Here is an 18,256-nt window from a genome sequence, read left to right on the forward strand (position 1 = left end):
TTTAAAACGGGTTCCACGTTGGCGCGGGTGTTAATTTTAAATATCCCATATTGATGCCAAGGCGTGCTCCAACACCTGTGCGTATCGGAATTAACAGAGTATTGTTCCTTTTAAGAACATGAAAGCCAACTCCTGCAATTAAATAGGCCGAACCCGAAATACCTCCATAGCGTCCCCATAAATTATTTATCTTATCAAGATCATAAACTAAGATCATTAAACGGGATCCTTGACCGCCGAAATCCCACCCTAAAGATGGACCTTGCCAAAAAATTTTATGTTGGCCATAATTTTTTGTGAAGATTTTTCCTTCACCATAAGTTAATCCAGCAAAAAAAGCTCCAGATGCTTCTTCTCCTAGAATATAAGCATTTGGATGCCCATATCGTGAAAAAATATTTTCAATTGCAGTGGCTATGCTCCCTGCTGTTTTACCAAAAAAATTATGACCAGAAGCAATAATTTCTTGTAACGAGAAATTTTGATCATTCTCTTCTATTGGTGTGAGCTGGGCATTTGCGATATTTGTTATTATGAATAAAAGGGACGTAAAAAATACAATATTCATATACCAACGTGATAAGGAAGAGCGTGTCATGGGATTTGTCTCTTTTAATTTTTATTAATTATACACAAGAGGATAGAATTATAATACTTATCCAATAAATAGAAAATAAGGCATAAAATTATTTAAATTCTTAAATTTATTCCTAAAAAGAAGATTTTAATGTGATTGTTAAATTTCTATACATGCGTTAGGTGTTAAAAGTTGTAGTTGAAAAAATTCAGAATTGAGGAGTTATAATAAATATGACGTTAGCTGTTTCTTTGAAGTCGACTGATCTGGCTGCTTTGCTTTGTAGTCGTATTTGTCACGATTTAATTTCTCCTATTAGTGTTATTCAAAATGCTATGGAACTTTATGATGAAGGAAATGCTGATGAAGATGCTTTGCAATTAGTGCGTCTATCTGTTGCAAATGCTTCTGCTCGTTTACAATTTGCGCGGATGGCTTTTGGATCTGTAGGAGGGATAGAAGGAAAAATAGATACGAGTTTTGCTGAACAGGTGTCTCAACAATATATGAAAGAAGAAAAAGCAGTTTTGAAATGGAAGGCCGCTTCTTTTCTTCTACCAAAAGATGAAGCTAAACTTTTGCTAAATTTATTATTGATTGCAAATGCAACGGTTGCTCAAGGTGGTGAAATAGGTGTTGTAATTTTAGAAAATACAGATCAACGTTTATTTCGCTTCGAAATTTGTGGTAAAATATTACGTGTTCCTTCTCATTTTATTGAATTATATAACGGAACAATGCCGGAAGAGCTAATTGATGCACGTATTGCTCAGTTATATTATACGGTATTACTTGCTGAGATAACAGCTATGAAAATAAGCATACATGAAACCAATGACTGCATTATTTTAGAAAGTATAAAGAAATTCTGAATAGAATGAAATTTTTCACTATACTAAAATTAGAATAAGACAGCTGAGATGCTGCTTGATGAATGATAATTATAGGATTTTTCTTGATAGACAACAAAAAAATCTCAGCATCTGATATCCGAGATTTTAATAGTTATAAGTCTTAGTCACTTAAGCAGTTTTTCGTATGTTTTCTTTAATTGGATCACGTAATACGTAGCCACGTCCCCAAACTGTATCGATATAATTAACGCCAGAAGATACTGCATCTAGTTTTTTCCGCAGTTTGCAGATAAAGACATCAATAATTTTGAGTTCAGGTTCGTCCATGCCACCGTAGAGATGATTGAGAAACATTTCTTTGGTTAGTGTAGTTCCTTTGCGTAGAGATAGAAGTTCTAGCATTTGGTATTCTTTCCCTGTTAGATGGACAGGACGACCTGCAACTTCAACTGTTTTAGCATCAAGATTAACAGTAAGATCGCCAGTAGTGATAACTGATTGTGCATGACCTTTAGAGCGGCGTACAACAGCATGAATACGTGCAATTAATTCATCTTTATGGAAAGGTTTAGTCATGTAATCATCAGCACCAAAGCCAAAACCACGAACTTTATCTTTAATATCCCCCATACCAGAAAGAATGAGCACGGGAGTCTTTATTTTTTCTAGTCTTAAGGTTCGTAAGACATCATAGCCTGATATATCAGGAAGATTCAGATCAAGCAAAATGATATCGTAATCATAAAGTTTACCTAGATCGATACCTTCTTCACCTAGATCAGTAATGTAAACATTAAAGTTTTCTGATTTTAGCATCAATTCGATGCTTTTAGTGGTTGTTTTATCATCTTCAATTAATAATACGCGCATTTCATTCCCTCATCTAGCTCCTCCCGAATCAAGTGGAGCTTTTCTTACTTCATAACAGTTAGTAAAATTACTGTTCATAAAAAAAATAATTCATAAAATCAGATACCTAATACTGAAGTCCTGATGAATAATTCAGCAGTACGCGTAACAATTGCCGCTGTTTCCCCCACTATCCTAGATAGTGGTTAACAAAATATTTTTATTTTTGAAAGAGGTTAATGAAATTATTTTAAAATTTTTATATTTATTTACCGAGATTTAAGTCTCTTTGATTTAGGAAGAGCATAATGTGAAAGAATAGTTAGTGTTTTTAAAATAAGGCTCTGTTCCGAGTATTTTAAAAATGCTAAAGAAATTTAAATTAAAAACTACTTTTTGTTTTCAATGAAAATAATGAAAATGAGAGTATAGAGGGTATATGTGAGCGCTAATTTGAGTTTTGGTATAGTTAAGGAGTATTTAGGCATGAAATCGCGGCAGAATATGGTGCAATTAAAGATGTTTCAAGTGCGAGAGAAGCGCCGTGAAATTGCACAGCTTGAGATGATGATCACAGAATTTGAACGAATAGTATTAGAACTTGAAGAGCAAATTGTTAGTGAAGAGCGTAGATCTGGAAATGATGACGTTCATCATTTCGCTTATTCAGCTTTTGCTCGTGCAGCACGGCAGAGGCGTGATAATCTCACAGATTCGATTCGTGATTTAAAGTTGCAGAAAACAAATGCTAAAATTACCTTAAAAGAAATTGATCTAGAGCTTCAACGTGCGCAAATGATTGAAAAGAATGGTGATAGGATAGTAACAGATGATCATCACACTTTTCCTCAACTCCACTCGATGGTTGGATAGTTAAAACTAAAGATTCTATGTAGATCTTTAAATTTTATATGCTGAAAAAAAATAAGCCAAGCTTAAAAAAGCTTGGCTTATTTTGAAATAAAATTTTGAACCGACATCATTATTTAATATCTATATTGTTGGGTTTTAGTTGTCCGTAATCCAGCTAAACCGTGTTCATCAATCGAACTTTGCCATGAAAGAAATTCTTCTACGGTTAAAGTATAACGTTGACATGCTTCATCCAGACTTAATAATCCACCTCTCACAGCTGCAACAACTTCAGCTTTGCGACGGATAACCCAACGCTTTGTTGTTGTGGGTGGTAAGTCAGTGATTGTTAGTGGATTTCCATCTGGGCCAATAACATATTTTATTCGTGGTTTTATTAAATCAGTCATTATATTTTCTACTGTAATATTCAAGATTTAGATGCTTTAATATAATACATGAGTTTTAAAAAAGAACTAAACTTGTTAAAAAAGAAAATTAATAAAATCAATTGTAGATATTATAAATAAAACAATATGCTATAATCTTTATAGTCATTTTTGATGAAAGAATCTTTATTCTAATTGATTGCTTTTTAATTTAAACTCCTTCTGTGACAATCTGATATCACTCGTTAGTTGTAGGAAAGACAAAAAAATAATATAAATAAAGCGTAATGCATAATATTGAGCAGGCATTTTAAAAAATAGAGAGTAAATGTATGTGTTTAAATAGTCTTGATTTGCCAGGGCATCCTGAAAATTCTCGTATTGTTGTTGCGATGTCTGGAGGGGTTGATTCGTCAGTTGTTGCAGGCCTCTTAAAAAAAGAAGGTTATGATGTAGTGGGGATCACGTTGCAGTTGTATGATCACGGTGCTGCAACCCATCGTGTAGGTGCTTGCTGTGCAGGACAAGATATTGAAGATGCGCGTCGTGTAGCAGAAACTTTGGGTGTGCCTCATTATATTCTTGATTATGAAGAACGGTTTCGCGAGGCTGTGATTAATCCGTTTGCAGAAAGTTATGCGCATGGAGAAACACCTATTCCATGTGTCTCTTGCAATCAAACTGTTAAATTTGCTGATTTGTTAACAACTGCGTATGAGTTAGGTGCAGATGCTTTAGCGACAGGTCATTATATTCGAAGTCGTCCTCATGGGGCACATCGGGCGTTATTTCGTTCTCTTGATACTGATCGTGATCAGAGTTATTTTTTATTTGCTACGACGCAAGAGCAAATCGATTATTTACGCTTTCCATTAGGTGATCTTTCAAAAGAGCATGTGCGTGAAATAGCAACCGAAATGGGTTTAGTTGTTGCCAATAAACATGATAGTCAGGATATTTGTTTCGTTCCACAAGGAAAATATTCTGACGTTATTACAAAGTTACGCCCAGAGGCTGCAAATCCTGGAGTTATTGTGCATATTGATGGACAGATTTTGGGAGAACATTCAGGAATTGTTAATTATACTATTGGCCAGCGTCGTGGAATTGGTGTTGCAACTGGTGAAGCACTTTACGTAATTTATCTTGATGTAGAAAATGCTTGCGTTATTGTTGGTCCGCGTGAGATGTTGGAAACACGTAAACTTTTTTTACGTGATGTGAATTGGCTTGGTGATGAACAGTTAGATAATTTTCCTCTTGATGGTATTGATGTCGCAGTAAAGGTTCGTTCGACGTGTCCTCCACGCTCAGCGCGTTTACATTATAAACAAGGATTATTTTTTGTGGATTTATTGGAAAGTGAGAGTGGTGTAGCACCGGGTCAAGCTTGCGTTCTTTATAATGATAATAGTCATGCAGCACGTGTTCTTGGAGGTGGATTTATTACATGTGCAGAACGTGCAGCTGACACTGAAAAAATGTTGAAAAAAATTTTATGCAATTTGAAAAGGAAAACTTCTCCCTTTTTCAAAGATGAAACGGCCTTTTTACATAAATATACGTAAGTAAATGTATAAGATAAACAGAATATCATTTGATAATTTGAAATGTTAACGTCTTAATTCAGTTTATCAAAATCAGCAAAATGTGCCAGGGCAAGACCTGATGCTGTGGCAACGTTGAGGCTATCAAATCCATAAGCCATAGGAATCCGCAAAGTCTCTGATTTTTGTAGAATATGTGCTGGCAAACCATTACCTTCTGTTCCAAAAATAAGTGCTGTGTGTTTTGTTGCTTTTGCATCTTTAAGATAGCGGGGAGCAGAAGGGGAAAGCGCGTAAAGATGAAAATTCGCATTACTTAAAGCTGTTACAATGCTATCAATATCATCTCCTTGTGTATAGGGTACGTTTAGAGTTGCGCCAGCAGAAACTCTGATTGATTTTCTATAAAGAGGATCACATGAAGTTTTATCAATGATAATACCGGTACTAGCAAAAGCAGCTGCATTACGAAAAATAGCTCCCATATTATCATGATTAGAGATGCCACATAAAACTGAAATTAGAGCTTTTTCTGGAAGATTTTGTAAAAACTCTTTTAATAATGGCAATTTTTTACGTTGCCCAATGCCAAGCATACCACGATGAACATGAAAACCAGCAATATCATCCATGATTTTTTGCGGAACGCAATAAATAGGGCATGTTGGTTTTGTTTCTTTTAAAATGGGCATAATACTTAGAAGGCGTGCTGCAACAACAAGCAATGATAAAGTAGAAAACTCTTTTGAACGCAGCAATGATAATAATATCACTTTTCCTTCAGCAACAAATTGATGCTGTCTTCCAACGAGATCTTTTTCACGAATATTACGGTAAGCTTCCAAACATGGATCATCGGCTTCATGAATTGTAGTGATATTCAGAGTCATATAGGATCTTTAACATTATTTTTTTTAAATCACCAGATGAAGATAAAAACATTATTTCTAAACTTTAAAGTAGAATTTTTATTGACAAAATACAACCAAAAATATATATAGCCCATACCGAATGCGGCAAATATATTGTTTTCATATCGGGTACAGGATCTTAGGTCCCCGCTATTTCCTAAGCCTGTAAATCCTTATTTAAAAGGAAAAAGAACCTGGGTTCCCAATACCCAGGTTCTTTTTTTATATTAGGAGATGTTTATAGAACTTATTTTCTTTTATTTCAGAGATGGTTTTGGTGATTATTTTTTCTGTGAAATTGTTTATAGTGGTTGTTGTTTTTAAAATATAAGAGAAAAGTTGTAGCGAAACTCTTAGTTGTTTTATGTATTTTGGTTTTTATGTCTATTCATATCATAAGAGTAGTAGGCGATCCGTCAGGATAGCGTATTTAAGTATAAAAGTTGTTAGTTTCAGTCAAAGATAATAGAGAAGAAGCTGTGTAGAAGCTATTAATAGTTAGGGTAATTGTATTTGATATCTGTAGGAAATCAACTTTTGTTGAGTAAATATCTGAATCATTCTTTTATAAGACAATATATACCAGGATTGTGGTAAGAGGTTATGACCAATTATAAAAATTGGTTTTGTTTTTTCTTATATTTCTTCTTGTTTTCAGAGAGTTTTGGAAGATATATTGAAAATATTGTCGCTGATTATAATCAAAAAGATCATTGAGTTATGGATAAAAAAATACAGATACAGAGATTGACTATATTATCTATTTGGGCGGCTTGTATTGTATTTTTTTTGAAATATTGGGCTTATTATATCACTAGCTCAGTCGCTCTTTATTCTGATGTACTAGAATCTATTGTAAATATTCTTGCGGCCTTAGCGGCTTGGTGGGCGGTTAAAATAAGTATGAAGCCAGCTGATCAAGATCACCCCTTTGGACATCATAAGGTAGAGTATTTTTCTGCTCTTCTTGAAGGTGTGTTTATTATTATTGCGGCAATTTTGATTTTAAGAGAAGCATGGCTAGCATTCATAACAGTTGAAGCACCCAAAAAACCTGGGATATGGCTTGGTCCTTATTTAGTAGCATCTATTATAAATTTTTTTTGGGGATGGCTTCTTATTCGGCAAGGAAAAGTTCATCGTTCTCCTGCTCTTAAAGCTGATGGAGTACATTTAATGACAGATGTTTTAACTTCATTTGGCATTTTAATTGGGCTGGTTTCTGCGTTTATAATTGAGTGGGCTGTTTTAGATCCAATTTTGGCAATAATTGTCGCTATTAATATTCTTTTGCAGGGAGGCAAGGTGATTTATAATGCTATTCAGGGGCTCATGGATGTTGGAGTTGAATTAAATGAAACTGTTCGGATTCGTGATCTTATTTCAGTTAGTGCACGCGGTGCAATTGAAGTCCATGATTTAAGAACGCGTGTTGCTGGTAGGGTTACTTTTATAGAGTTTCATTTAGTTGTACCAACTGTAATGCAAGTAGGAGAGGCGCACCAGATTTGCAACAATATTGAGAGTGCACTTGAAGCGGAATTTAAGAATGCGCGTGTTACTATTCATGTAGAACCTGAAAATGAGGCTAAATTGCCTCTTGGCACAGCGGTTGTTCCTTTTGTGTAAAAATTTTTTTGTTTTATAAACAGAGCAGTTCTCAAAGATAAGGTAAATATATGCTATGTTTGTTGATATTGTTTTTTTGTGATTTTAAGAGTGAGTTGCAGAAACACATAAAAGAAAATTATTACTGATGTTTTTATAATGATACTAAACTTCAGATTTATTATTATTCGGCATCAATAACAGTTTGTACTAAAGAGAGTATGAATTTTTTCTTTTAGAAAGGAAATATTTTAAATTGTTATTAATAATTCCAAGCAAGATAGGCAGAAAAATGCCGATTTTAAATTGCCTTTTTGTTCGTATATAGATATATTGTTTTTGATATTTCTTCATCCAGGTAAACAGTATCACTGATCATAACCTATATCAATTAGTAGATTAAGCTAGGTATGTTTATGTGTTTCTATTGCTTAATGTTTAGTTATATTTTTTATTATTCTCTTTATCCATAATTTGCTCAAGAGGAATTTTAATACAATAACTAATTATTATAAAATAGCACATTTGAGTAGAAAACATTTTATTTTTCGAAATATTAAAGATCAATTTTTTCAATACATGCTATTTCATTATTGTGATTAATAATACCATAACGTTGCAATTGGCAGTGCCATTGATGATGCAAATATTCAATAGCAAATAAGTTAAAACTTGCAGGGGGCTTTTTGCTTCCGAAAGATTGTGATGCCGAAGAAACGCCAACAATAGGAATCTTACTCGTTTCTCCTTCAATGATATTCAACGTAGGTAAATGAGTATGACCATGGAGAATAAGTTCGCAACCATGGTGCTTAACTACTTTTAGAAAATGCTCTATACCCCATAACTTTTTATGCCAAGAAGTGGCATGGTGAAAAGGAGGATGATGAATTATCACAACACGGAACAAACCACGTGTTTCTGCTTTAGTTAAGAATTGTGATAAAATTTTTGCTTGTTGTTTATCAAAGTAGCCAGAAGCTTGAAAAAGTGGTGTGGCAATAGCTGAAGATGCGCCTATAATCGCTATATTATCGCGAATACGCATATAGGGAAAAGGATTTTTTTGTGGGAAATCACTTTTAATCCAAGGTTGGAAGTAAGTACAGGCTTTTTGGAATGCTCCGCGCACATAAGCATCGTGATTTCCAAATGTTAGGGAAATATTTTGAGGATTATTTTGAGCAATTAACCAGTTGCGAGCTTGCGTAAATTCTTTTTCCAAAGCAAGATTAACGAGGTCACCAGAAATAACAATATGGTCAGGCTTTTTTTGTTTCAATGTGTGCATTAACGTTTCTAAAGCATCTGGTTTCATTTGATTATTGCGTTTTTTTTTCCAATTGAGATACCCAGTTAGACGTTTCCCACAAAGTTCAAATAAAGAAGGTTGTGGCAGGGGTGAGAGATGTACATCTGATATATGAGCAAGATAAAACATGAATGCTAGCATAGCGTTGAAAATAATTTAGGCAATAAAAATGAGCAAGGCAAGCCAGTTGATTGTTACAGATAATGGAAAATTGTAAAATGCAAAACAGTTTGCTAAAGATATTAGATAGGTTTTTTGATATTGATTTTGATAGAACAAAATATGCAAAATAAATTGTTGCAAGGGGGCAATGTTTTATGAAGAACAAGTGATAGCAAATCAAAGCATTTAAAATGAAACCATTTGGTATTTTTGTTACATATGCATTTTTCTCACTATTCTTCATGATGGATACATCATTTGTTTCTCAATCTTTTTTCTTTTTCTGCAACTGGTGATATAATTAGTTATTGGTCTGCAACAATGAAGCATGAGGTTCAGATTGAAAAAATTAGTCAGACGTTTTGAGACCGGATTGTTTTATGCGTGCAAGTTATTTGCTAAGAGAAGGTGGAAAGCATGATTATCGACTTTCTTTCTTATTTGCATTGGAGATTATGTTATTGATTCAGTAAGGATGACGCCTATAAAAATACATCAACAAATTGCTTATTTGTTGGGCTTCCTGTTGCACTCTGATTATACAAATATTGGCGTGGGAAATAGCTTAATACATTTAATATTAAAAACAGCGGAAAATTGTGCTGTTGTTTTGGTGATTTTGATTGGAGATGAAAAATATTATAGTCGTTTTGAATTTCAACAGATAAAATTCAATAGATAAAGCATGGGTCAATACAAATGCTTGCATCCATAAACAAAAGCGATTGTCAGCTTTGGAGTTACAAGAAGGTGTATTAGAAAGATATAGGGTAAACTATATTATTATACGCGTTTAATAAATATAAATTACGTTCAAGTAGTTATAAAGTCGCTCAGAATTTTTAATGATTTTCACGATACCATACACTGCTCAACAATAAAACACAGGTAAGTAATGCTAAAAATCCAGAAAAAATAGGAAAGTGAGAGATATTAATCAAACGAGTTTCTGTTGCTTCTTTCAGAACAATTGAATGAGGAGAAGATGATACTTTTCCTGTTTGCGATTGAATTAGTTTAATGGGAGGAAGATGAATATCATTTTTTTCTCTATTCCATAAACGCACAACATGACCGCCAGTTTGTTTACTGATAGGAGTCAATTTTTCTTCTGTTGAAATTAAATCAGATAATTCAGGATTATTGACTGATCCTACAGTAGAAAGCACTGTTTGATCACCATTGCGAATAGTAAAAATTCCTGTTTCATCGGTCTGAATATTTCCTGTGAATACACCTTCTTGTTCTTTAGTGAGAGTGATATTCTTTTTTTTGCCAGAGGGAAAAATTACTTCGACTGATTCTGGATGATTTTGGAGCGTTTGTCGACGAATTGTTAAATGATGATGATCACTCAAAGCACTTAATTTTTCTTCTTCAAGTTCTGGCTCTTTCATAAGCCAATGAGCAATTCTACGATAAAGAGCTGCATAGGGACCTCCACCTTCAAAACCTCGCGCCCAAAGCCAGCTTTCATCGGAAAGTAACATTCCTACACGACCTTTATCAACATGGGAAAGAAGCAAAAGTGGTTGTTCATCAGCTCCTTTCATGATAGTAATAGCTTTTCCTGTATTTTGGACTACAATTTGTCGTAACCATCGTCCCCATTGCTGAGCGGGATTGGTGGGTGTTGCGAGACCTCGCGTAACGGGATGACGTTCACCTTCTTTAGTCAGGGTAGGGCGAAAAGGTTTTTGAATAATAGTACCATTTGGCAGTGCTGGTAGAACGCTTATTAGAGGTGTTTTAGCTAGTGAAAATTCTGTAGTAAATTCAGGCCCTGTTACTATCAGCAATGCTCCACCTTTTTGTACATATTGGGCAATATAATCGTAGTAAATCAATGGAAGAACGTTAGAATATTGGTAGCCATCAAGAATAACAAGATCAAAATTATTGATTTCTTCAACAAATAATTTTGTAGTAGGGAAGACTACAAGTGATAATTGATTGATAGGTGTATTGTCTGCTTTTTCAGGGGGACGCAAAATAGTGAAATGAACAAGATCAATATTAGAATCACTTTTTAAAAGGTCACGCCATGCACGTTCGCCATTATAGGGTGCACCTGAAATCAGAAGAACTCGCAGGTTTTCTCTAATGCCTTCAATAACAGTTATGGCACGATTATTATCAAGACTTAGTTCACCTTCATGTGTGTCAGTTGTAACTTGAATGATATTTTTTTCTGCATGAGATAAGGTGACTTCAGTTTGAAAGATAACACCAGGTGTTATAGAATGATGACTGACTTCTTGACCGTTAATGCTTACGGTAATATTTGCTTGTGCTGGTATGGGTTTTTTAGGTTGTCCTTTATCTTCTACTAAAATGGAGAGCATAAGTGGCTTGTTGACAAGAGCAAAACGGGGTGGAGCAATAAATTTAATTTGGCGGTCAAATTCATCTGCTTTACCCGTTATCAAAGCATTAATTGGTGCATCATGGTTCAGTTTTGATAGCTGTGGGATATCATGCACTTGTCCATCCGTGATCAAAATCGTTCCTGCATAGCGAGAGGGTGGTATACTGGATATAGCCTGTGTTAAAGCGTGAAACAAATTCGTTGATGGTGCATAATGATTGTCAGAAAGCTTTCCAGCTTCAATAAAGCGTGGTTCGAATTGTGGGTAACGTGCTAGCGCATTTATTAGTTGCGTATGTGCTTTATTGCTATCTTCTTCACGTGTTCCAAATGTTTGGCTTTCGCTATGGTCAAGAACAATACCTACAATACTTTTAACAGGTTCACGTTGTTCTTTTGTGATCATTGGATTAAGTAGTGCAAGGATAAGAGAGATTAATGCGAGAAAGCGTAAAAAAGCTCCGCGACGTCTTGTAATAAGGCCAATGATTATAAAAAAAGCGGGAAGACCTCCTAAAAAAAGAAGCCAAATGCTAGGTAAAAAAGGCTGAAAGGTGAGAGATTGTATCATTGCCTTCTTTCTCTATTAAAAAGCTCTAATAACGCAGGAACATGAATCTGGTCGGCTTTATAGTTTCCCGTAAGTATATAGATAACAATATTCAGTCCTGCGCGAAATGCCCACAGACGTTGCATAGGATCATTAGGAATAAGAGGATATTTCCACGTCCCTTTTTCGTTTAGCGCCCAAGCAGCAGCAAAGTTATTTGCGGTAATGAAAAGAGAGCTAACATTATCACCTGCAGTGATAGAGTTTTTGTTTTTTTTGTTTGTTGAGGATGATTCAACCCATAAAGGGGAACCACGATAGAGTCCTGGAAAATCAGGCATAATATAAAAAGAGCGGGCAATAACATGCTCAGTTGATACTGGTTCCATTGTTGGAATATTTAATCCGCTTAATATAGTACGCAATCTTTGTATGGCTGGGGTAGCTGTTTCTTCAAGGGTAAGATTAGCATTTATTTGATCACGAGTGTCAAATAAAACTGCACCACCATTTTTCATGAAGGCATTGATTTTTTCAAGACTTTTTTGTGTTGGCATAGGGCTGTTCGTATCAATTGGCCAGTAAATAAGAGGATAGAAAGCGAGCTCATCCTTATCAAGGTCAAGTCCTACAACAGGACCAGGTGAAAGCATTGTACGTTCTGCTATAAATTGGCTGAGTGCTTCTAGTCCGCTTTTACTTGTTGCATCGATTTCATGATTGTTGGTCACGACATAAGCGAGATGAGTAGCTCCTGCTGCTTGTATGATAGTGTTATCATAGTTTTCTACAATTTGTGCCTGTACAGTTGATGGATACGGAAAAGAATCAAGAAAAACTGTTATGAACGGGAGGAGAAGTAGCATATTGCTTTGTCTCTTAAAAAGGAAAGCTCTGCCCGTCCATAGAACTAAAAAACTATCGAGGGCTAATAATAAACTAGTTATTCCTAACAGAAATCCAGTGAAATGTTTTTCTTGTGTATTATAAGGTAGAGATTTATCACCCAAGAAGTAAGGCGATGGTGATTGTGTCGTTAAGCGTGATGCATGATTGAGTAAATTAAGAGCATAGAAATTGTTTTGAGCACCATAGAGTCCAGGTGGGGTATGGTATGATGGAAGAGGAGCTTTTTGTTCATCAGTAATGAGTGGAATAACATGAGAGGGAGCTGTTTGTAATTGACCGTTAGCATTGAGTGTTTGCCAAGGATTGTGTATTTTTTTTATTTGCGTTTGAGTTTCTTTTGCCTGTGTACTAAGCGTAATAAGTTTTTGTAACATTTGTGTAAAAAAACCAGAAAGAGGAAGATTTGACCATGTAGGATCAGGTGCGGTATGAATAAGAATGAGCATACCTTTATCTTGGTTGGCAGCAGTAATAAGAGGAGTTCCGTCTTCAAGACTAAGCCATGTTTTTTCAAAAAGATCTGAATTTGGTTCTGCGAGAATTTGGCGCGAGACAGTGATATTTTCTGGAAAAGGAAGGTCAAAAAAGAAGCTATTTTTTGCAAAAGGTGCTAATTTTTGCGGTTTTGTCCACGACATAATACTGCCAAGTGACCGTTCACCAGAACGTAATGATACAGGTAATAAGCTATCATAATGTTTTGTAGCACTCAGATTCTCTCCAGCAAAACGGATAAGTATCCCTCCTTTATTTACAAAATGAGATAGCTTTTTTTCTGCTTCTTTTGATATATTAACTATGTCACCCATAATGAAAACAGATGGATTTTGGGTAAGTAAACGATCAATATCACTTGAAAGCTCTCCTCCTCCACTCGTTATAAGTTGTGTGTGACCTTGTAATGCTTTGATAACGTAGTACATTGGAGAAAGTAAAGGCTGCACCATTTCATTGATGTTGGGTGATAAAAGGGCAACGCGGTTTATTCGGCTACGGTTATCGATTAAAAAGGTCGCAGCAGCTTGGTCCTGGTCATCAATTTTAATCCAAGCGATGTGATTACGTAATTCAAGTGGTAGATTAAAAGGAACAAGTGCTGTCGTTTCTCCTTCATGAAAGTTTGTCGTAAAACGAGCAAGGAGTTGATTTTTTAAATCATAAAGGCTGAGTGTTATTGGAGTCTTGCCATAAGTAGTTGTGCGAATGACACGTGCTGCCATATTTCCATTATTATTTTCTATGTTTGTTATACCAGTTATGTTGGAAACATCATTCGCATACCATAAGAATGCTTTAAGCTTTAACTGTTTCATAAGGGTAAAAGCCTGACTATCTTCGTTTGTTTGCAAACCATCACTTAAGTATGCAATATCAAGAGGTTGTTCACCAATCTGTTCTATGAGTTTTTGAAAGGATTGGACGCGGTTAACAGGCCAGGGACGAGCACGCAAATGCAGTAAATGTCGTTTTATGGTTTCTGCAGAAAAAGGGCCGATATCGTGAGTATTGTTTTCAGCTGTTGCGAGAAAATAAATAATTTTTTGTTGTTTTTCCGCTTGTGTAATTAAAGATTTGGCAACTGCAATGCGTTTTTCCCATTCTTTAGCGGATGCCCATCCATTATCAATGATAAGTGCAAGAGGATGGGAATCAGAAAATACAATTGGTTTTTGAATCCAAGTAGGACGTGCTAATGCTATTATGATCAGTGCGGCTATGGTTAGTCGTAACAATAATAACCACCAGGGTGTATGATTGATAGTTTCCTGTTGATTAGTTTTTTTAAGCAGAAGGCGCAAAGGGGGGAAAAGTTCTTTATGAGGGCTTGGAGGTGTCGTTCTTAACAACCACCAAATAACTGGTAAGGCCAAAAGTCCAAGCAAAAGTAAAGGAGCATCAAAACTCAAAGTGATCTCCTTAGGTAAGATTTAGAAGATTTCATTTTGTTTGCGAGGTGTACAATAACTTCTGTCAGGGGACGATCCGTTAAGCTAACCTGGTAAGTCCATCCTTGATGTAAGCAAAATTCTATTAATTTTTGTCGTCTTTCTTGGTAGAGCTGGTGATAATTCTTACGCAAGTTTTCTGCTTTTTTCACTAGGAGTTTTTCTCTTGTTTCAGGATCAAAAAATTCTGTATGGCCTGTGTAAGGGAAATGTTCTTCTGCTGGATCGGTAACTTCAATGAGATATGCATTGACTTGTTTTGTCATTAACACTTTCAGTTGATCAATAATTTTTTCGGGGTGATCAAGAAAGTCACTCATTATTATGGCTTGTGAAAAACGAGTTACAGTTGAGAAATTTGGAAATGAATTTTCAACTTGATGATTCGTTAGAGCTAAAGCCATACGCTCCATTACATTAGAGGCCATAGTTGGAGCCATCAAGCCAGGAATAGCAATATGTTCGCCACTTTTTGCAAGAAACTTTGCCAATGCAAGGGAGAGAATGATAGCATGATTGCCTTTAGAGATTTTTGAAAAGCATGAACAATATTGCATAGAAGCACTTTGATCAGGCCAAATCCAAACGGTTTGCATCCTTTCTAATTCACGTTCACGTAGGTAGGTATGTTCATCACGTGCTGAACGACGCCAGTCAATATGTGTAATGGATTCGCCTTGCACATAAGGACGAAATTGCCAGAAATTTTCTCCATTGCCGCGTTTACGTTGACCATGTCTTCCGGTTATTAATGTATTGGCAAGACGGTTTGCTTGTAAAAGGAAATACGGCATATTAGCTGCACCTTTCTGTAGTGTTGCAGCAAGTGATTGTGGGTTTTCTTTAAAAGTTTTTGTGCCAATAGCCATTAGAGAGAATCTTTCACGAGATTAGCAACAATTTCTTTTATAGTTATATTTTCAGCATGTGCAGAAAAATTAAGTGCCATACGGTGTTGTAAAACAGGTTGGGCGAGTGCTTGAACATCATCAAGTGAAGGGGATAAACGTCCGTAGTAAAGGGCACGAGCACGAACGCACAGTGAAAGTGCTTGTGATGCCCGGGGACCAGGACCCCAAGAAATATAAGTGTTTGCAAGGGAATTGTCTTTATGAGGACGAGCTGAACGCACTAACTTCAAAATAGCTTCGACAACACTTTCAGAAATTGGCATTTGGCGGACAATTTTTTGGATTTTTTGTAATTTTCTGATGGATAAAACAGGTTTTGCAATTTGGCTTTTTTTACCTGTTGTTTCTAAGATAATGCGTCGTTCTGTCGCTAGATCGGGATAGTCAATGTCAATTTGCATCAAAAAGCGGTCGAGTTGAGCTTCAGGAAGAGGGTAAGTACCTTCTTGTTCAACAGGATTTTGAGTTGCAAGCACATGAAAGGGCTGTGGTAGATCGTAACGTGTTCCAGCAATAGTGACATGGTATTCTTGCATGGCTTGTAAAAGGGCTGATTGAGTGCGAGGCGAAGCGCGGTTAATTTCGTCGGCCATGAGAAGTTGAGTAAAGATAGGACCTTGAATATAACGGAAAGAACGTTGACCATTTTTATCTGAATCCATTATCTCAGAACCAATAATATCTGATGGCATTAAATCTGGTGTAAATTGAATGCGTTTTGCATCAAGTCCCAAGACGATTCCGAGTGTTTCAACAAGACGCGTCTTAGCAAGTCCTGGAACACCAACGAGAAGAGCGTGTCCACTTGCTAAAATAGCTGTTAAGGTGTGTTCAATTACATGGCTTTGTCCAAAAATAACTTTGTCAATTGCTTTTTGTAGAATATCGAGTTCTTTGTGTGCTTCATCAATATCTTTAATAATTAATGAGGCATCGTTATTGATACTCGCCTTTTCAGTAGAATGGGATAATGTATCATGTTGACTCATATTTTTTCCTTAAAATCATGTGTCATAAAATAATAATTTCTTCTTTATGATTATAAATCTTTTTATGGTTTGTAACAGAAAATAACAAGAAAAGAAGTGTAATAAGCTGTTTTTTGTATTCTTCGCGCAAATTAAGAATATTTTTACGGAGAAAGATTGTGGTTTATAAGAAATATATTATGCGTTGTATTTATTGAAATTTACAAGTTTGGAGGCAAATAATAAAAATTTGTTTGAAAGGTTAAAGGGTGAGTATAAAATACAATTTCAAACAGGTTGCATGGTTGCAGTCTAGCAATATTCAAACACTTCTTCGTGTTTTGTCGCTGGATGGTGAGGAAGCTCGTATTGTTGGTGGTGCTGTGCGTAATCAGCTTTTGCAACAGCCTATTAGTGATATTGATATTGCAACAACCTGTTTGCCACAACAGATTATAAAGCGTGTAGAAGAAGTAGGATTTAAAACTATTCCTACAGGGATTAATTTTGGTACAGTAACAGTAGTTGGTAAATCGTGTTCTTATGAGGTTACAACCCTTCGCTCTGATATTGAGACGGATGGCCGTCATGCGAAAGTTATTTTCAGTCGCGATTGGAAAAAAGATGCTGAACGTCGAGATTTTACTATCAATGCACTCTATTGTAATGCAGCTGGTGAAATTTATGATGAAGTAGGAGGTTTAAACGATATTGCAACCCGGACGGTTCGTTTTATTGGTGTTGCAGAACAGCGTATTTGTGAAGATTATTTACGTATTTTGCGTTTTTTTCGCTTTTTTGCTTGGTATGGAATAGGGCGTCCTGATGCAGAAGGGTTGAAAGCATGTACTCGTTTAAAACATGGTTTACAAAAACTTTCACCAGAGCGTGTTTGGGGAGAAATGAAAAAACTTCTCACTGCTTTAGATCCAACACGTGCTCTTTTATGGATGCGTCAAAGTGGAATTTTGACGCTCATTTTACCTGAGACAGAAAGATGGGGTATTGATGCAATCCACTCACTTATTAAAACAGAGCAGGCTTTTGGTTGGAAGGTTGATCCGTTTTTGCGGTTAGAAAGTCTTATTCCTCCTGATGTTACGCGTCTTCACGATATGGCTCATCGTTTACGTTTATCGAATAAAGAGAAAATACGGTTAAAGGAATGGGCGGAATTAGAACTGATTAATCATGACTGTTCAGATATTTTTATGCAAAGACTGATTTATTTTTATGGTCGGCAACCAGTTTTAGATCAATTAGCTTTGTCTTTAGCAGCCGCACGTGACCAGACTTTAAAGGATAGTAAAGTGGTTAAAAAAGAAGAATGTTATATCAGGCTTTATCAACTTGCTCGAAAATGGCAAATTCCAACTTTTCCTATTAGTGGCAAGGATTTATTGGAAAGAGGTTTGGTAAAAGGGATGTTTTTAGGAAAAAAACTCAAAGAGTTGGAAACATTATGGATTGAAAGCGGCTTTTTGATTGACCGTAATAAATTATTAGAAAAAATTGAGCAGTAATATTATTTTTTTTGTTAGGA

The 18,256-nt window shown here is 35.7% G+C and carries 14 protein-coding genes; 5 read left to right on the plus strand and 9 right to left on the minus strand.

Going from position 1 to position 18,256, the window contains the following annotated elements; genetic code table 11:
* Position 1: 1 nt before the first annotated feature.
* Positions 2–598 carry a DUF1134 domain-containing protein gene (locus tag M4Z11_RS01550; RefSeq protein WP_249675285.1) on the minus strand — a complete coding sequence of 199 codons (597 nt, stop codon included), beginning with the start codon at positions 596–598 and terminating at the stop codon, positions 2–4.
* Between the two features lie 212 nt (positions 599–810).
* Between M4Z11_RS01550 and chpT the strand changes: the two genes are divergently transcribed.
* Complete coding sequence (chpT, locus tag M4Z11_RS01555; protein ID WP_249675288.1) at positions 811–1,449, plus strand: histidine phosphotransferase ChpT; 639 nt, start codon at positions 811–813, stop codon at positions 1,447–1,449.
* A 150-nt stretch (positions 1,450–1,599) separates the two neighbouring features.
* Here chpT and ctrA read toward each other — a convergent pair whose 3' ends face one another.
* Positions 1,600–2,301: a response regulator transcription factor CtrA gene (ctrA, locus tag M4Z11_RS01560; protein ID WP_249675290.1), complete on the minus strand. Its 702-nt coding sequence runs from the start codon at positions 2,299–2,301 to the stop codon at positions 1,600–1,602.
* Between the two features lie 465 nt (positions 2,302–2,766).
* On the opposite strand from ctrA, the gene M4Z11_RS01565 reads away from it, so the two are divergent.
* Positions 2,767–3,153, plus strand: coding sequence for a flagellar export protein FliJ (locus M4Z11_RS01565; protein ID WP_249675292.1), 387 nt, complete (start codon positions 2,767–2,769; stop codon positions 3,151–3,153).
* A 113-nt stretch (positions 3,154–3,266) separates the two neighbouring features.
* On the opposite strand, the gene sciP is transcribed toward M4Z11_RS01565, so the two are convergent.
* Positions 3,267–3,542, minus strand: a complete 276-nt coding sequence (sciP, locus tag M4Z11_RS01570) for a CtrA inhibitor SciP (RefSeq protein ID WP_249675294.1) — start codon at positions 3,540–3,542, stop codon at positions 3,267–3,269.
* A 311-nt stretch (positions 3,543–3,853) separates the two neighbouring features.
* Here sciP and mnmA point away from each other — a divergent pair, with 311 nt between their 5' ends.
* A complete protein-coding gene (mnmA, locus tag M4Z11_RS01575; RefSeq protein WP_249675297.1) occupies positions 3,854–5,089 on the plus strand; it encodes a tRNA 2-thiouridine(34) synthase MnmA in 1,236 nt (411 codons plus the stop codon).
* 53 nt (positions 5,090–5,142) lie between these two features.
* On the opposite strand, the gene M4Z11_RS01580 is transcribed toward mnmA, so the two are convergent.
* Complete coding sequence (locus tag M4Z11_RS01580; RefSeq protein WP_249675299.1) at positions 5,143–5,958, minus strand: TrmH family RNA methyltransferase; 816 nt, start codon at positions 5,956–5,958, stop codon at positions 5,143–5,145.
* 741 nt (positions 5,959–6,699) lie between these two features.
* On the opposite strand from M4Z11_RS01580, the gene M4Z11_RS01585 reads away from it, so the two are divergent.
* Complete coding sequence (locus M4Z11_RS01585) at positions 6,700–7,608, plus strand: cation diffusion facilitator family transporter (RefSeq protein ID WP_249675301.1); 909 nt, start codon at positions 6,700–6,702, stop codon at positions 7,606–7,608.
* A gap of 535 nt (positions 7,609–8,143) precedes the next feature.
* Here the strand turns inward: M4Z11_RS01585 and M4Z11_RS01590 are convergent.
* The 5 genes from M4Z11_RS01590 to M4Z11_RS01610 all read right to left on the minus strand — a co-directional run bounded on the left by M4Z11_RS01590 (position 8,144) and on the right by M4Z11_RS01610 (position 16,734).
* The gene (locus tag M4Z11_RS01590) at positions 8,144–9,040 is read right to left on the minus strand and encodes a metallophosphoesterase family protein (RefSeq protein ID WP_249675303.1); all 897 of its coding nucleotides are present in this window, start codon (positions 9,038–9,040) and stop codon (positions 8,144–8,146) included.
* An 863-nt stretch (positions 9,041–9,903) separates the two neighbouring features.
* Positions 9,904–12,000: a hypothetical protein gene (locus tag M4Z11_RS01595; RefSeq protein ID WP_249675305.1), complete on the minus strand. Its 2,097-nt coding sequence runs from the start codon at positions 11,998–12,000 to the stop codon at positions 9,904–9,906.
* Complete coding sequence (locus M4Z11_RS01600) at positions 11,997–14,795, minus strand: DUF4159 domain-containing protein (protein WP_249675306.1); 2,799 nt, start codon at positions 14,793–14,795, stop codon at positions 11,997–11,999. The genes M4Z11_RS01595 and M4Z11_RS01600 overlap by 4 nt, the downstream gene beginning before the upstream one ends.
* Complete coding sequence (locus M4Z11_RS01605; RefSeq protein ID WP_249675307.1) at positions 14,792–15,703, minus strand: DUF58 domain-containing protein; 912 nt, start codon at positions 15,701–15,703, stop codon at positions 14,792–14,794. The genes M4Z11_RS01600 and M4Z11_RS01605 overlap by 4 nt, the downstream gene beginning before the upstream one ends.
* Positions 15,703–16,734, minus strand: coding sequence for an AAA family ATPase (locus tag M4Z11_RS01610; RefSeq protein ID WP_249675310.1), 1,032 nt, complete (start codon positions 16,732–16,734; stop codon positions 15,703–15,705). Before M4Z11_RS01610 ends, M4Z11_RS01605 begins: the two co-directional genes overlap by 1 nt.
* Positions 16,735–16,982: 248 nt before the next feature.
* On the opposite strand from M4Z11_RS01610, the gene M4Z11_RS01615 reads away from it, so the two are divergent.
* The gene (locus tag M4Z11_RS01615) at positions 16,983–18,236 is read left to right on the plus strand and encodes a CCA tRNA nucleotidyltransferase (RefSeq protein WP_249675313.1); all 1,254 of its coding nucleotides are present in this window, start codon (positions 16,983–16,985) and stop codon (positions 18,234–18,236) included.
* Positions 18,237–18,256 lie beyond the last annotated feature (20 nt).

Source organism: Bartonella bilalgolemi (genome assembly GCF_023500045.1).
GTDB classification, from domain to species: Bacteria; Pseudomonadota; Alphaproteobacteria; order Rhizobiales; family Rhizobiaceae; genus Bartonella; species Bartonella bilalgolemii.

Excerpts from the sequence above, each read along its gene's own strand:
- M4Z11_RS01550 (WP_249675285.1), bottom strand. The coding sequence starts at position 598 with ATGACACGCTCTTCCTTATCACGTTGGTATATGAATATTGTATTTTTT.
- chpT (WP_249675288.1), top strand. The coding sequence starts at position 811 with ATGACGTTAGCTGTTTCTTTGAAGTCGACTGATCTGGCTGCTTTGCTT.
- ctrA (WP_249675290.1), bottom strand. The coding sequence starts at position 2,301 with ATGCGCGTATTATTAATTGAAGATGATAAAACAACCACTAAAAGCATC.
- M4Z11_RS01565 (WP_249675292.1), top strand. The coding sequence starts at position 2,767 with ATGAAATCGCGGCAGAATATGGTGCAATTAAAGATGTTTCAAGTGCGA.
- sciP (WP_249675294.1), bottom strand. The coding sequence starts at position 3,542 with ATGACTGATTTAATAAAACCACGAATAAAATATGTTATTGGCCCAGAT.
- mnmA (WP_249675297.1), top strand. The coding sequence starts at position 3,854 with ATGTGTTTAAATAGTCTTGATTTGCCAGGGCATCCTGAAAATTCTCGT.
- M4Z11_RS01580 (WP_249675299.1), bottom strand. The coding sequence starts at position 5,958 with ATGACTCTGAATATCACTACAATTCATGAAGCCGATGATCCATGTTTG.
- M4Z11_RS01585 (WP_249675301.1), top strand. The coding sequence starts at position 6,700 with ATGGATAAAAAAATACAGATACAGAGATTGACTATATTATCTATTTGG.
- M4Z11_RS01590 (WP_249675303.1), bottom strand. The coding sequence starts at position 9,040 with ATGCTAGCATTCATGTTTTATCTTGCTCATATATCAGATGTACATCTC.
- M4Z11_RS01595 (WP_249675305.1), bottom strand. The coding sequence starts at position 12,000 with ATGATACAATCTCTCACCTTTCAGCCTTTTTTACCTAGCATTTGGCTT.
- M4Z11_RS01605 (WP_249675307.1), bottom strand. The coding sequence starts at position 15,703 with ATGGCTATTGGCACAAAAACTTTTAAAGAAAACCCACAATCACTTGCT.
- M4Z11_RS01610 (WP_249675310.1), bottom strand. The coding sequence starts at position 16,734 with ATGAGTCAACATGATACATTATCCCATTCTACTGAAAAGGCGAGTATC.